The organism is Nocardia sp. NPDC005825 (assembly GCF_040630175.1).
Taxonomy (GTDB): Bacteria; Actinomycetota; Actinomycetes; order Mycobacteriales; family Mycobacteriaceae; genus Nocardia.
This window is the reverse complement of the sequence record NZ_JBEXXC010000009.1, coordinates 175,457-189,350: the sequence shown is the minus strand read 5'-3', so window position 1 is coordinate 189,350 and position 13,894 is coordinate 175,457. Positions and strand designations below refer to the sequence as shown.

General features: G+C 69.8%; 13 protein-coding genes. 5 read left to right on the top strand and 8 right to left on the bottom strand.

What is annotated here, in order from left to right; translation table 11 throughout:
• Positions 1–21: 21 nt before the first annotated feature.
• The 3 genes from ABZ382_RS24370 to mqo all read right to left on the bottom strand — a co-directional run bounded on the left by ABZ382_RS24370 (position 22) and on the right by mqo (position 4,335).
• Positions 22–2,148: a magnesium chelatase subunit D family protein gene (locus ABZ382_RS24370; RefSeq protein ID WP_357092848.1), complete on the bottom strand. Its 2,127-nt coding sequence runs from the start codon at positions 2,146–2,148 to the stop codon at positions 22–24.
• A 195-nt stretch (positions 2,149–2,343) separates the two neighbouring features.
• Positions 2,344–2,793 carry a GNAT family N-acetyltransferase gene (locus tag ABZ382_RS24365; protein WP_213556935.1) on the bottom strand — a complete coding sequence of 150 codons (450 nt, stop codon included), beginning with the start codon at positions 2,791–2,793 and terminating at the stop codon, positions 2,344–2,346.
• 18 nt (positions 2,794–2,811) lie between these two features.
• Positions 2,812–4,335 (bottom strand): malate dehydrogenase (quinone), encoded by a 1,524-nt coding sequence (gene mqo / locus ABZ382_RS24360; RefSeq protein WP_357092845.1) that lies wholly within the window; start codon positions 4,333–4,335, stop codon positions 2,812–2,814.
• 173 nt (positions 4,336–4,508) lie between these two features.
• Here mqo and ABZ382_RS24355 point away from each other — a divergent pair, with 173 nt between their 5' ends.
• Positions 4,509–5,537 (top strand): alpha/beta hydrolase, encoded by a 1,029-nt coding sequence (locus ABZ382_RS24355; RefSeq protein WP_357092842.1) that lies wholly within the window; start codon positions 4,509–4,511, stop codon positions 5,535–5,537.
• Here the strand turns inward: ABZ382_RS24355 and ABZ382_RS24350 are convergent.
• The 4 genes from ABZ382_RS24350 to map form a co-directional block, all read right to left on the bottom strand.
• A complete protein-coding gene (locus ABZ382_RS24350) occupies positions 5,517–6,080 on the bottom strand; it encodes an alpha/beta hydrolase (RefSeq protein WP_357092839.1) in 564 nt (187 codons plus the stop codon). The genes ABZ382_RS24355 and ABZ382_RS24350 overlap by 21 nt on opposite strands.
• 66 nt (positions 6,081–6,146) lie before the next feature.
• The gene (locus ABZ382_RS24345) at positions 6,147–7,679 is read right to left on the bottom strand and encodes a cobyric acid synthase (protein WP_357092837.1); all 1,533 of its coding nucleotides are present in this window, start codon (positions 7,677–7,679) and stop codon (positions 6,147–6,149) included.
• 10 nt (positions 7,680–7,689) lie between these two features.
• A complete protein-coding gene (locus ABZ382_RS24340; protein ID WP_357092834.1) occupies positions 7,690–7,983 on the bottom strand; it encodes a hypothetical protein in 294 nt (97 codons plus the stop codon).
• Positions 7,980–8,843: a type I methionyl aminopeptidase gene (gene map / locus ABZ382_RS24335; protein ID WP_357092831.1), complete on the bottom strand. Its 864-nt coding sequence runs from the start codon at positions 8,841–8,843 to the stop codon at positions 7,980–7,982. Before map ends, ABZ382_RS24340 begins: the two co-directional genes overlap by 4 nt.
• Before the next feature lie 128 nt (positions 8,844–8,971).
• Here map and ABZ382_RS24330 point away from each other — a divergent pair, with 128 nt between their 5' ends.
• Complete coding sequence (locus tag ABZ382_RS24330) at positions 8,972–9,985, top strand: LLM class flavin-dependent oxidoreductase (RefSeq protein WP_357092828.1); 1,014 nt, start codon at positions 8,972–8,974, stop codon at positions 9,983–9,985.
• Between the two features lie 8 nt (positions 9,986–9,993).
• Here ABZ382_RS24330 and ABZ382_RS24325 read toward each other — a convergent pair whose 3' ends face one another.
• Entirely contained in the window at positions 9,994–10,686 is a 693-nt protein-coding gene (locus ABZ382_RS24325; protein ID WP_357093378.1) for a GntR family transcriptional regulator, read from the bottom strand.
• A 199-nt stretch (positions 10,687–10,885) separates the two neighbouring features.
• Here ABZ382_RS24325 and ABZ382_RS24320 point away from each other — a divergent pair, with 199 nt between their 5' ends.
• The 3 genes from ABZ382_RS24320 (at position 10,886) to ABZ382_RS24310 (ending at position 13,881) form a co-directional block, all read left to right on the top strand.
• A complete protein-coding gene (locus ABZ382_RS24320; protein WP_357092825.1) occupies positions 10,886–12,001 on the top strand; it encodes a TIGR03364 family FAD-dependent oxidoreductase in 1,116 nt (371 codons plus the stop codon).
• 24 nt (positions 12,002–12,025) lie between these two features.
• Complete coding sequence (locus ABZ382_RS24315; RefSeq protein ID WP_357092822.1) at positions 12,026–12,715, top strand: phosphonatase-like hydrolase; 690 nt, start codon at positions 12,026–12,028, stop codon at positions 12,713–12,715.
• Positions 12,716–12,843: 128 nt separating this feature from the next.
• Positions 12,844–13,881 (top strand): 2-aminoethylphosphonate ABC transporter substrate-binding protein, encoded by a 1,038-nt coding sequence (locus ABZ382_RS24310; RefSeq protein WP_357093375.1) that lies wholly within the window; start codon positions 12,844–12,846, stop codon positions 13,879–13,881.
• The last annotated feature ends 13 nt before the right edge of the window (positions 13,882–13,894 follow it).

The window sequence follows — 13,894 nt, the reverse complement described above, 5'->3', positions numbered from 1 at the left end:
TACCGCGCGTTCCCACCGTGTCTACGCAGCCCGGCTCGCGCGGACGATGCCTGCGACGGCGTCGCCGGTGAGTTCGCTCAGTCGCAGGTAGCCGCCGCGCAATTCGGCGGCGATGTCGCGGGCCAGGCCGAGGCGGATCATGCCGCGTTCGCAGTCGACGACCATGGCGGTCACGGAGTCGTTGGCCAGCATGCGGGCGGCGGCGCGGGCGCGCGGGACCGGGTCGGCGCCGCCGGTGGCGCGGCCGTCGGTGAGCAGGACCAGCAGGGGGCGGCGGTGGGGGTCGCGAGTGCGTTCGCGGCGGATGAGGTCGCGGGCCTTCAGCAAGCCTTGCGCGAGTGGGGTTTTGCCGCCGGTGCGCAGGTCGGCGAGGCGGCGGACGGCGATGTCGACCGAGGAGGTCGGGGGCAGGACCAGGTCGGCTTCCTGGCCGCGCATCGTGATGACGGCGACCTTGTCGCGGCGCTGGTAGGCGTCGCGGAGCAGGGCCACGACGGCGTTGGTGACGGCGGAGAGGCGGTCGCGGGCGGCCATCGAGCCGGAGGTGTCCACGACGAAGACGACCAGGTTGCCCTCGCGGCCTTCGCGATACGCGCCGCGCAGGTCGTCGGCGGCGAAGGCGAGGGGGCCGGTCAGGCGGCCGCGCTCGAACTGGCGGGGGGCCGCGGCGAAGATGGTGCCCAGCAGGTGCAGGCCGGTGGAGGTGTCGTCGGTGGCGCGGACGATGCGGCCCTGGCGGGTGCGGGCGCGAGAGCGGCGGCCGGGAGCGCCCTCACCGACGCCGGGGACCTCCCAGCGCGGGGGCTTGGGGAGGGTGGCGGTGGGGGCGGCGGCGCTGCCCTCGCGGGCGGGGCGATCGGCCGAGGGGTTGCGGTCGGCGCGGTCGTCGGAGGGATTCCGGCCTCCTCCAGGAGGATTCGGTCCGCCGGGGAAATCCGGGCCGTCGCCCGGCGCGTCCGGGCCGGGATCGTGCGAGTCCGGGCCGTCGGGACCGTCCGCCGAGGCCGAGTCGGCGGGCTTCGCGTCGGATGGATTCTGTTCGGCAGCAGGCGAATCGGCGTCGCGCCCCTCGCCTTCCGCCGGATCCTGCGGTCCCGCGCCGTTCGGCGGGACCGCCTCACCTTTTCCCAGGCCGTCAGCTCCCTGCTGCTCGGCGCGGGCGGCTTCGTCGGCGGCGTTCCGCATGGCGTCGTCGAGTTGTTCCTCGCTGATGCCGGGTTCGTCGAAGGGGTCGCGGCGGCGGCGGTGCGGCAGCGCGAGTTCGGCGGCGACGCGGACGTCGGACTCGGTGACCGCGGTGGCGCCGCGCCAGGCGGCGTGGGCGGTGGCGGTGCGGGCCACCACCAGGTCGGCGCGCATGCCGTCCACGTCGAAGGCGGCGCACAGGGCGGCGATGCGGCGCAGCTCGACATTGTCGAGGCTGACCTCGGCGAGGTGGTCGCGGGCGGTCAGAATGCGTTCGGCCACCTCGCGATCCGCGGTCGCGTAGCGGTCGGCGAAGGCGGCGGGGTCGGCCTCGTAGTCGAGGCGGCGGCGGACCACGGCCATGCGCGTGTCCACGTCGCGGGAGGCGACGACGTCCACGGTGAGGCCGAAGCGGTCCAGCAGCTGCGGCCGCAGCTCGCCCTCCTCGGGATTCATGGTGCCCACCAACACGAATCGCGCCGGATGGGTGTGCGAGACGCCGTCGCGCTCGATGTGCACCCGGCCCATGGCGGCCGCGTCGAGCAGGACGTCCACCAGGTGGTCGTGCAGCAGATTCACTTCGTCGACGTAGAGCACGCCGTGATGGGCGGCGGCCAGCAGGCCCGGCTTGAACGCCTGCTCCCCGTCCCGCAGCACCCGCTCCAGGTCCAGCGACCCGACCACTCGGTCCTCGGTCGCACCGACCGGCAGTTCCACCAGCCGCGCGGGCCGCGCGCCGGACTCGTCCACGACCGGGGGCAGCAGCTGCGCGAGCGCGCGCACCACGGTCGACTTGGCGGTCCCCTTCTCCCCGCGCACCAGCACCCCGCCGATGCCGGGATGCACCGCGCACAGGATCAACGCCAGTTGCAGCCGCTCCTGCCCCACCACCGCGGAGAACGGAAACCCGGCCTCGTCACCGGCCGCGCGAACACTCTCGGAGTAAGCCAAAGGAACAGACACGCCCCAACTCTATGCGCGCCCCCGCCCCCACCCCCCACGACCCCATCCCACCCCGCCCCACCCCCGCCGAGTGGCACATCTTGGAGGGGATTTGCCCGATTCGACCTCCAGGATGTGCCGCTCGGCGGAGCGGGGGGTGAAATGGCCGCGCCCGCTGTGGGTTTCACAGCGGGCGTGGAAGGGTGCGGGGCGGGGTCAGCCGCGGCGCATGGGGATGTGCGGGATGCCGTCTTCGATGTACTCCGGGCCGTCGACCTTGAAGCCGTGCTTGGTGTACATGTCGAGCAGGTAGGTCTGGGCGTTCAGGCGGACCGTCGCCGAACCCGCCTCGGCCAGCGCGGCCTGCAGCAGGCGGGTGGTGTAGCCGTGGCCGCGGGCCTCCGGGGTGGTGCAGAGCCGGCCGATGCGGAACGACTTGACGCCGTCCTCGTGCTCCTCCATGAGACGGAGGGTGCAGATGGTCTCACCCTCGTCGTCGAGCCAGAAGTGACGGGTCTCCGGCAATAGATCGAACCCGTCCAGTTCCGGGTAGGCGCACTTCTGCTCGACGACGAAAACCTCCACGCGAAGTTTCAACAGCTTGTACAGCGTCGTGGTGTCCAGGTCTTGGGACCACGACCGTTTGAGAGCAACCGTTGACATCATCGCGTCTTGCTATCACATCTACGCGTGAGAAGCGATATCCGCGTGCTTCGGCGTGTTGGCGGGGTCCAGCTGCAGGGCCTTGGTGGACCAGTCCCACACCTCGCGGAACAGGGCCTGGTTCTCGGAGAGCTTGACGCCCAGCGACGGCACCATTTCCTTGAGTTTCGGCTCCCACGTGGAGAATTCGCGCGGGAAGCACTTCTTCATCACGTCGAGCATGGCACTCACACAGGTGGACGCGCCCGGCGAGGCGCCGAGCAGACCGGCGATGGTGCCGTCCTCGGCCGCGACGACCGCGGTGCCCAGCTCCAGCACGCCGCCCGCGCCCTTGCGGCGGATGACCTGCACGCGCTGACCGGCGATGATCAGCTCCCAGTCGTCGCCGTCGGCGCGCGGGATGAACTCCTCCATCGCGCCGATCCGGTCGTTCTGCGAGTTCAGCAGCTCACCGACCAGGTAGTTGACCAGGCCCATCTCGGTGACGCCGACGCCCAGCATGGAGAACAGGTTGTTCGGCTTCACCGACTTGATCAGGTCGGTCAGCTTGCCGTCCTTGAGGAACTTCGGCGTCCAACCGGCGTACGGGCCGAACAGCAGGCCCTTCTCACCGTTGATGACGCGAGTGTCCAAGTGCGGCACCGACATCGGCGGCGCGCCGACCGAGGCCTGGCCGTACACCTTGGCCTCGTGCTGGGCCACCAGCGTCGGGTTGGTGCAGCGCAGGAACAGACCCGACACCGGGAAGCCGCCGAAACCGGAGATCTCCTTGATGCCCGACTTCTGCAGCAGCGGCAGCGCGCCGCCGCCCGCGCCCACGAACACGAACTTGGCGTTGATGACGCGCACCTTGTTGCTGCGCAGGTTGCGCACCTTCACCAGCCAGGAGCCGTCGGACTGCTTGGTCAGGTTGACCACCTCGTGGCCGAACGCGATGTCCGCGCCGGACGCGCCCAGGTAGGCCAGCAGTTCCTTGGTGAGCTCACCGAAGTCGATGTCGGTGCCGTAGTCGGTCCAGTTCAGGCCGACCGGGTCGGAGAAGTCGCGACCCTTGGACATCAGCGGTAGTCGCCGCGCGAACTCGTCGGCGTCGTCGATGAACTCCATGCCTTCGAACAGCGGATGCCGCGACAGCGCCTCGTGACGCTTGCGCAGGTACTCGACGCCGTCCTTGCCGTGGGTGAAGCTCACGTGCGGGATGGGGTTGATGAAGTTCGACGGGTTGGCCAGCACGCCGTTCTCGACCGAGTAGGACCAGAACTGGCGCGAGACCTGGAAGCGCTCGTTGATGTCGATGGCCTTGGCGATCTCCACCGAGCCGTCGGCGTTCTGCGGCGTGTAGTTCAGCTCGCACAGGGCCGAGTGGCCGGTGCCCGCGTTGTTCCACGGGTCGCTGCTCTCGGCGGCCGCGGCCTCGAGGCGCTCGAAAACGGTGATCGACCAATCCGGCTGCACCTGACGAAGAAGGGCACCGAGGGTGGCACTCATGATGCCGGCACCGATGAGTACTACATCGGTCTTTTCAATCGTGGCAGCGTTCGACACGGCGGGGATCGACTTCCTTGTCTTTTTTGGGTCACCAGGTGGGGGTTAGGTTACCCGTCGTTCACTTGGACTCAATTCTGCCCCTGACCATTCCCGAATCCCGCTTCGAAATCCCCGAATGTGAGAGATCCCTCCCAAATAGACATCCACGCACCGCGGTCTATGTTGAGCGGGTGACCCGCGAAACGTCCTCCACCACGTCTTCGACCACCGCCTGGCAGCCCGACGTCCTGGGCGCCGACTATCAGCAGCTCACCCTCGCCCTGGGCCCCGATCCCGACGGCGAGGGCGACGCCGTCGCCACCCTGGTCCGCTACACCCCCGACGGCATCCCGGCCCCCACCCGTGCGGTGCTCTACGTGCACGGCTTCACCGACTACTTCTTCCAGGAGCATCTGGCCCAGCACCTGGCCGCGCAAGGGTTCGCCTTCTATGCGCTGGACCTGCGTAAATGCGGGCGCTCGCGCCGCGCCGGGCAGACCCCGCACTATGTCAGCGACCTGGAGCTCTACGACGAGGAGCTGAACCGCTCGCTCGAGGTCGTCCGCACCGAGACCGGACTGCCGGTGGTGATCATGGCGCATTCCACCGGCGGCCTGGTGACCTCGCTGTGGCTGAACCGGTTGGAGACCGCGGGCGGGGTGCGCGCCCAGGGCATCACCGGCCTGATGCTCAACAGCCCGTGGTTCGACCTGCAGGGGCCCGGCTACTACCGCTCGGTGGGCACGCCGCTGCTCGAGGGCCTGGGCCGGTTGCGGGCCTTCGCCAAGCTGCCGCTGGGCGTGGCCACCACATACGGCGACAGCCTGCACCACACCCAGTCCGGTGAATGGGACTACAACCTGGACTGGAAACCGTTGAGCGGCTTCCCCGTTCACGCGGGCTGGCTGCGGGCCATCCGCCGCGGGCACCTGCGCCTGCACAAGGGCCTCGACATCGGGGTGCCCGCGCTGATCCTGCGGTCGAAGGTCACCAAGTTCATGCGCAACTACGGGCCCGCCGCCGACGTGTCGGACGTGGTGCTGGACGTGCGGCAGATCCAGCGCTGGTCCGGCTGCCTGGGTACGCGCACCAATATCGTGCCGATCGAGGGCGCGCGGCACGACGTGTTCCTGTCGTCGGAGACGCCGCGCACCGCGGCCCTGCGCGAACTGGACTCGTGGCTGAAATGGCTCGCCGAGTCACCAGAAGCTGGTGCGTAGCACGACCTCGGTGGCCAGTTCGTGGCCGGCTTCGGCGGCCACGGCGGTCACATCCATGGGGACCAGCCGGAATTCGCCGTAGACGAACCGGGCGGAGCCCTCGGCCACCTCGCGCGGGAAGGGCTTGGTGGCCAGCAGGGTGGTGGGGATCTCCACCGGCGGGCAGGAGGCGTCGCGGACGGTGCCGTCCACGCCGGGCACCGCCGGGTGGCCGCCACCGGCCACGATGAGGCTCATGAAATGGCTGAAGTGGCGGGCGGCCAGTTCCCAGGCCAGGTCCGCGCCCGCGCCGATACCGACCAGGTTGACGTACGGGACCTTCAGCTGGCCCAGGATGTCGACCACCGTCGCGGCGTCGAGGCCGTCGATCGACTCGATGGCGATGGTGTGCAGGTCCGAGGTCTGCAGCCGTTCGCAGACCTGGTCGTAAACATCGGCCGGATCACCCGCATCGGGCAGCAGCAGGACGTGGTGCCGGGTGTCGGGCCCGCCGACTCGCACCGCCCACTCGCGGTCACCGACCGTGATCCGCCGAGATTCCATGGTCGATCACGCTACAGGAGGGGTGTGGCGACCGACCGCGAGTCGGTCGGTTCACCGTCACCGGGGTCACCGTCCCACGGTCAGCGTCGGGAGATCCGGGGGCGCGCCCGCGTCGATCAGACGCTCGAGCGCGTCCGGATCGAGGTGCTTCTCCATCAGGTCCGCGAGCAGGTCGAGCTGGGCGGCGCGCACCTCGTCGACCGAGACATCCTCGGCGACAACGAAATCGGCGCGTCCCGCGCGCTGGGCGACCTCGCGCAGCCAGGCCCGGCGAAACTCGTCCGCCGCCAGGGCGCCATGCAGGTGCGTGCCCCACACCGGCGCGCGCACACTGCCTTCCGGCGTGCCGTCGAGCTCGAACCAGGGCCGGTCGGCGGTGCGGGTGACGCGGCCGTGGTGGATCTCATAGCCGTGCACGGGGAGATCGGCGTCACCGGCGCGATCCAGGACCCGGCCGCCGGAGCGGCGCAGCACCTTCGGATCGGCGAACTCGATGTCCAGGTCCAGCAGGCCCAGGCCCGTGACGGTCCCCGCGTCGGACTCGACGCGGTCGACGATGGTGCGGGCCAGCATCTGGTAGCCGCCGCAGATGCCCAGGATGGGGCCGCCCGCGGCCGCGCGGGCGGTGAGGGCGTCGGCGATTCCGGTGCGGCGCAACCACTCCAGGTCGCTGACGGTGGATTTGCTGCCGGGGATCACCACCAGGTCGGCCCCGGCGAGGCGGGACGGGTCATCGGCCCAGCGCACCGAGACGCCGGGCTCGCAGGCCAGGGCCTCGACGTCGGTGGAGTTGGAGATGCGCGGCAGGCGGATGGCGGCCACGGTCAGCCAGTCGCGGCCCAGCGGCGGCCGGGAGCGGCCCACGGGGGCGTCGGCGACGGTGCCGAGGGAGTCCTCGGCGTCGATCCACAGGTCCTCGGCGAAGGGGATGACGCCGAGCGTGGGCCGGCCGGTGAGCGCGGTGAGCTGATCCAGGCCGGGCCGCAGCAGGTCGAGGTCGCCGCGGAATTTGTTGATGATGAATCCCGAGATCAGTTGCTGGTCTTCGGGTTCCAGAATCGCGACGGTGCCGAAAAGATGGGCCAGCACGCCGCCGCGATCGATGTCGCCGACCACCACGACCGGAAGATCGGCGGCGCGCGCCAATCCCATATTCGCGAGATCGGTTGCCCGCAAATTGATCTCGGCGGGTGAACCCGCGCCCTCACAGATCACCACATCGAATTCGTCACGCAGCGCGGCCAATTCCTCGGCGACGACGGTTCGCAGTTCCCGTCGATGCCGGAAATAGTCCTTGGCCCCGACGGTGTCGACGGCTTTGCCCCGCACCACGAGCTGCGACCGCCGATCACTGCCCGGCTTGAGCAGGATCGGATTGAACCGCACGCTGGGTTCGAGCCCGCAGGCCCGCGCCTGCAAAGCCTGCGCCCGCCCGATCTCGCCGCCGTCGAGGGTGACGACGGAGTTGTTGGACATGTTCTGCGCCTTGAACGGCGCGACCCGCACCCCGCGCCGCGCCAGCATCCGGCAGAGCCCCGCCACCACAACGCTTTTGCCCGCGTCGGAGGTGGTTCCGGCGACCAGCAGCGCACCCTTCACTCGCGCCGACTCACGGCGTGCTGTACTCCGCCCGCGGGCGGTAGACGTAGTGGTCGCGGCCGCTGCTGGTGTAGGCGTCGCGGTTGTCGTAGTCGCCGCGGGTGTCGGCGACGACGTCCTGGTTCTCGGCGTCGTCCACCGGCCGGCCGGCGGAGAGCTCGACGTGGCGGCGCATGGTGGCGCGCAGGGCGCCCAGGCCCTCGTCCCGGGGGTTCGGGGGCAGGAAACGGGAGGGCTTGCGGCGAGGGCCGCGGGAGCCGATGCCGCGCGTGGTGACGCCCCGCTGGGGCATGGCGATTTTCACGGCAGCGTCAGGATCTCTGCGCCCTCGTCGGTGACGACGAGAGTGTGCTCGAACTGGGCGGTCCACTTGCGGTCCTTGGTGACCACGGTCCAGCCGTCGTCCCAGATCTCGTAGTCGATACCGCCCAGATTGATCATGGGCTCGATGGTGAAGGTCATGCCCGGCTCGATGACCGACTCCACGGAGGGCTGGTCGTAGTGCAGGATGACCAGGCCGGAGTGGAAGGTGGGCCCGACGCCGTGGCCGGTGAAGTCGCGGACCACGCCGTAGCCGAAGCGGTTGGCGTAGGCCTCGATGACGCGGCCGATCACATTGAGCGCGCGACCCGGCTTGACCGCCTTGATGGCCCGCTTGGTGGCCTCCTCGGTGCGCTCGACCAGCAGGCGCACCTCCTCGTCCACGTCACCGGCGAGAAAGGTCTTGTTGGTGTCGCCGTGCACGCCGTGGATGTAGGCGGTGACGTCGATATTGACGATGTCGCCGTCCTCGATCACGGTCGAGTCGGGGATGCCGTGGCAGATGACCTCGTTCAGCGAGGTGCAGCAGGACTTGGGAAATCCCTTGTAGCCCAGGGTCGACGGGTACGCGCCGTGGTCGAGCATGTACTCGTGGGCGATCCGGTCGAGCTCGTCGGTGGTGACACCCGGCGCGACAGCCTTGCCCGCCTCTTCCAGGGCCTGCGCGGCGATCTTGCCCGCGATCCGCATCTTGTCGATGGTCTCCGCGGTCTGCACCCAGGGTTCGCGGCCTTCGTTGACCGTCTTCTTCCAGACGTACTCCGGCCGTTCGATGTTCTTGGGGACCTCGCGAATGGGCGACTGCGTGCCGGGTGCGAGGGGCTTGCGGGTGCGCACAGACATGGGTACCAGACTATCTGCCGGTCCGAATGGTGGGATTCCCAGGTCCACGCCTGCGGGAATTCTTCCGGACCATGGTCCGTTTATCCTCACAGTTGACTTGGCAACAAGACTCGAGAGGGGCAAACGCCGTGGAACTGGGACTCACGACATTCGCCGAAACACATCCCGTCGGCGGCGACGGACCCGTGCCGACCGCGGGCGAACGACTGCGGCAGGTGGTCGAGGAGGCCGTGGCCACCGAACAGGCCGGGCTGGCCGTCTACGGCGTCGGCGAGCATCACCGCAAGGATTTCGCCGCCTCCTCCCCCGCCGTCGTGCTGGCCGCCATCGCCTCGCGCACCGAGCGCATCCAGCTCACCAGCGCGGTCACCGTGCTCAGCTCCGCCGACCCGGTGCGCGCGTATCAGGACTTCGCGACCCTGGACGGGCTGTCGAACGGCCGCGCCGAATTGATGGCCGGGCGTGGCTCGTTCATCGAATCGTTCCCGCTGTTCGGCTACGACCTGAACGACTACGACGAGCTCTTCGAGGAGAAGCTCGCGCTACTGCTGAAGCTCCGCGAGGACGAACCGGTCACCTGGTCGGGCAAGTTCCGCGCGCCGCTGGACAACGCCATCGTCTATCCGCGCACCGAGAACCGGCCGCTGCCGGTGTGGATCGCCGTCGGCGGCAGCCCCGAATCCGTTGTGCGCGCGGGACTCCTGGGCCTGCCGCTGGCCATCGCCATCATCGGCGGGCAGCCGGCGCGGTTCAAGCCGCTGGTGGACCTGTACCACCGGGCGCTGGCCGAGGGCGGGCACGAGCCGCAGCCGGTGGCGGTGCACGCGCACGGCTACATCGCCGACACCGACAAGCAGGCAGTGGAGGACTTCTACGGGTCCTACGCGCGGGCCATGACCGGCATCGGGCGCGAGCGCGGCTGGGGTCCGATGACCCGGCAGCAGTTCGACGCGCTGCGGTCGCAGAGCGGGTCGCTGTTCGTGGGCACGCCCGACTACGTCGCCGAGAAGATCGCCGAGGTGCGCGACACCCTCGGACTGGACCGGTTCATGCTGCACACCAGCGTCGGCACGCTGCCGCACGAGAAGGTGCTGCACAGCATCGAGCTGCTGGGCGCGAAAGTGGCTCCGCAGCTGGGCTGATCGCGGGCTCAGTAGTCGGTGAGCCTGGCCTGGAAGGCGATCCGGTCGCCGCGGTAGAGCGAGCGCACGCGTTCGATCGGCACGCCCTCCCCGTCGATGCTGCGGCGGTGCAGCAGCAGCATCGGCAGGGCCGTGGTGCATTCCAGCAGGGCGGCCTCGCGCGGGGAGGCCAGCACCGTCTCGATGCGCTCGGTGGCTCCGGCGTAGACCACGCCCATGCCGCGGGTGGCCGCGTACAGCGAGGTCTGCGGGTCGTAGAACTCGCGCAGCACGGCGAAGCGGTGCAACGGCATCCAGGTGCTCTCCAGGCCGATGCGCTCGCCGTCGGCGAGCAGGATCCGCTCCAGGTGCATGACCTGGGTGCCCGGCCGCACCGCGAGGTCGTGGGCGGTGTCGGGGTCGGCGGGAACGTCGGACCAGTCGACGAGCAGCCGGCCGGGCTTGCGGCCGAACTTGATCGCGCCCTCGGTGTAGGAGCGCAAGGACAAGGGCTGCACCATCTTCGGGCGCGAGACCACGGTGCCGCGGCCCTGCCGGCGAATGCGGCCCTCCACCAGCAGTTCCCGCACGGCCTGGCGGACGGTCTCGCGGGCGACGCCGCAGCGCAGCGCGAGTTCGCGTTCGGAGGGCACCGGGTCGCCCTCGGAGAGTTCACTCAGCAGCGCCTCCAGTTCCGCGCGCACGCGGTACGACTTGGGCATGCGGCCCGCGGGCGCGGATTCCGTTCCCGCACCGGCGTTTCCGGTTCCCGAACGACCGTGTCCCACCTGGTCTTCCACCCCGGCGGCCTCCCTCGTGTCCATGGCTCCAGCGTACACAATATTGGTCTATACCAATTATTAACCCAGCGTTTCCATGGGCAACACCCCACGGTCTAGACCATTGCCCACGATGACTCCCATGCGATTGGTCATCATCGGCGGAGGGATCCTCGGTACCGCCCACGCTCTCGCCGCCATCGGGCGCGGCCACGAAGTAGTCCACCTCGAACGTGAGGTGGAGGCGCGCGGGGCGACCGTGCGCAACTTCGGTCTGGTGTGGGTCTCGGGACGCAGCGCCAACGAACTGGAACTCACGCTGCGATCCCGGCAGCTGTGGGAGGAGATCGGCGGCAAGGTGCCGGGCGTGGGCTTCCGGTCCGCGGGCTCGATCACCCTGGTCCGCAGCGAGAACGAGCTCGCGGTCGCCGAGGCCGCCCTGGCGAACCCCTCGGCCGCCGAACGCGGCTTCGAACTGCTCGACCCGGAGCGGGTGCGCGCGCTCAACCCCGCGCTGCGCGGCAAATTCCTCGCGGGCCTGCACTGTTCGACCGATGCCGCCGTGGAGTCCCGGCAGGCGCTGCCCGCGCTGCGCCGCTACATGGAGGCGAGCGGCCGCTACAGCTTCTTCGCCGGCACCGAGGCCCGCACCGTCACCGGCACCACCGTGATCGACGACCGCGGCCGCCGCCACGAGGGCGACCTGGTGCTGGTCTGCCCGGGCGCGGCGCACACCGGCCTGACCCGCGAACTCGTCGGCGACATCCCGGTGCGCCGGGTGCGGCTGCAGATGATGCAGACCGCTCCCCTGGGCGAACCGCTCACCACCGCCATCGCCGACGGCGACAGCTTCCGCTACTACCCGGCCTTCGCCGGACCGGAACTGGACCGGCTCAATCGCGAAGAGGCGCAGCCGTTCACGGCCGCCCAGCACAAGATGCAGCTGCTGGCGGTGCAGCGCCTGCACGGCGGGCTCACCATCGGCGACACCCACGAATACGACGAGCCGTTCACCTTCGACGTGGACGAGGCCCCCTACGAGCACCTCACCGGCGTGATGGAGGAGCTGCTGGGCCGCAAGCTGCCGCCGATCGTGCGGCGCTGGGCGGGCGTGTACAGCCAGTCCATCGATCCGGGCACCATCGTCACCCGCGCGCAGGCCGCGGACGGCGTGTGGGTCATCACCGGTCCGGGTGGGCGCGGGATGACGCTGGGCCCCGCGCTCGGCGAACAGACCGCCGACCTGCTCGAGCTCTGAACGAACCTCACCAAAGGAATCATCGTGTCCGACAAGCAGATCGAACTCGCCGTCTTCGACATGGCGGGCACCACCGTGGCCGACGACGGGCTGGTGGAGCAGGCGTTCGAGGTGGCCGTCACCGCCGCGGGCGTGCCGGCCGAGGGCCCGGAGCGCGAGGCCGCCCGGAAGTTCGTGCAAGACACCATGGGTCAGTCCAAGATCTGGTGCTTCCGCACGCTGCTCGGCGACGAGGAGCGCGCCCAGGCCGCCAACCGCGCCTTCGAGACCGCCTACACCGAGCTCGCCGAGGCGGCCGGGGTGACGCCGATTCCCGGTGCCGCGGAGGCTATTTCCGCGTTGCGGGCCGCCGGGATCAAGGTGGCGCTGACCACCGGGTTCAGCCGGGAGACGCAGGACAAGCTGCTGAACGCGCTGGGCTGGAACGACATCGCGGATCTGACCCTGGCGCCCTCGGACGCCGGTCGCGGCCGCCCCTACCCGGACATGGTGCTCACCGCGGTGCTGCGGCTGGAGATCGACGCCGTGGATCGCGTGGCGGTGCTGGGCGATACGTCCAGCGACATCGCCACCGGTCTGGCCGCGGGCGCGCGCATCGTCGCGGGCACGCTCACCGGCGCGCACACCGAGGAGCAGTTGCGGGCCGCGGGCGCGACCCACGTGCTGCCCTCGGTCACCGAGTTCGCGCAGCTGCTGCTCGCCGAGCGCGGCTAGAGAATTCCGCGGCCCCGGCGCGCCTCGCCGGGGCCGCGGACCACCCCCAGTTCCTACGATCCGTCACGTCCCCTGAACTGAAAGTTGCAGTCACCGTGCGTAATCCGAACAACCGCCTCGCACGCACCATCGCCCGGACCGCCCTGATCCTGACCTCCGCCACCGCGGTCGCCTTCAGCCTGACCGCCTGCGGCGGCACCGGCGCCGGCGACACCGGGGACAAGACGGTCACCGTCTACTCCGCCGACGGCGTCGGCGACTGGTACAAGACCCAGTTCGCGAAGTTCAAGGACCAGACCGGCATCGCGGTCAACCTGGTCGAGGCCGGCTCCGCCGAGGTCGTGAGCCGCGTCGACAAGGAGCAGTCCAACCCGCAGGCCGACGTGGTCGTCACGCTGCCGCCGTTCATGCAGAAGGCCGACAAGTCGGGTCTGCTGCAGGCCAGCGGCGTGGACACCGCCGCCGTCGCGGCCACCGACAAGGACGCGAACGGCAAGTGGGTGACGCTGGCGGGCAACTACCTGTGCTTCATCGCCAACCCCTCGGTCGACTCCACCAAGCTGACCTGGGACGACCTGCTGAAGCCGGAGTACAAGGGCAAACTGCAGTACTCCACCCCCGGTCAGGCCGGTGACGGCACCGCGGTGCTGATCCTGCTGCAGCAGCTGATGGGCAAGCAGGGCGCGCTGGACTACCTGGGAAAGCTGCAGGCCAACAATGTCGGCCCGTCCTCCTCCACCGGCAAGCTGCAGGCCAAGGTCGACAAGGGCGAGATCCTGGTCGCCAACGGCGATGTGCAGATGAACATGGCCACCGTGAAGGAGAAGGGCTCGAAGTTCAACGTCTTCTTCCCGGCCGCGGCGGGTGGCAAGCAGTCCACCGTGGCGGTGCCGTACCTGATGGGTCTGGCCAAGGGCGCGCCGCACTCGGACGCGGGCAAGAAGCTGATGACCTTCCTGCTGTCGGCCGACGCGCAGAAGTCGCTGCCGGACTCCTACGCGGTGCCCGCCCGTCAGGAGCTGAAGGACGCCGCGCCGTCCGCCGCCGGCGCGCAGTCGCCCGCGCAGGTGATCAAGAACGTCGAGATCGTGCACCCGGACTGGACCAAGGTCCTCGACGAACTCGACGCCGACCTGGCGGCCTACACCAAGGCCACCGGTAGCTAACCCACCCACAGGA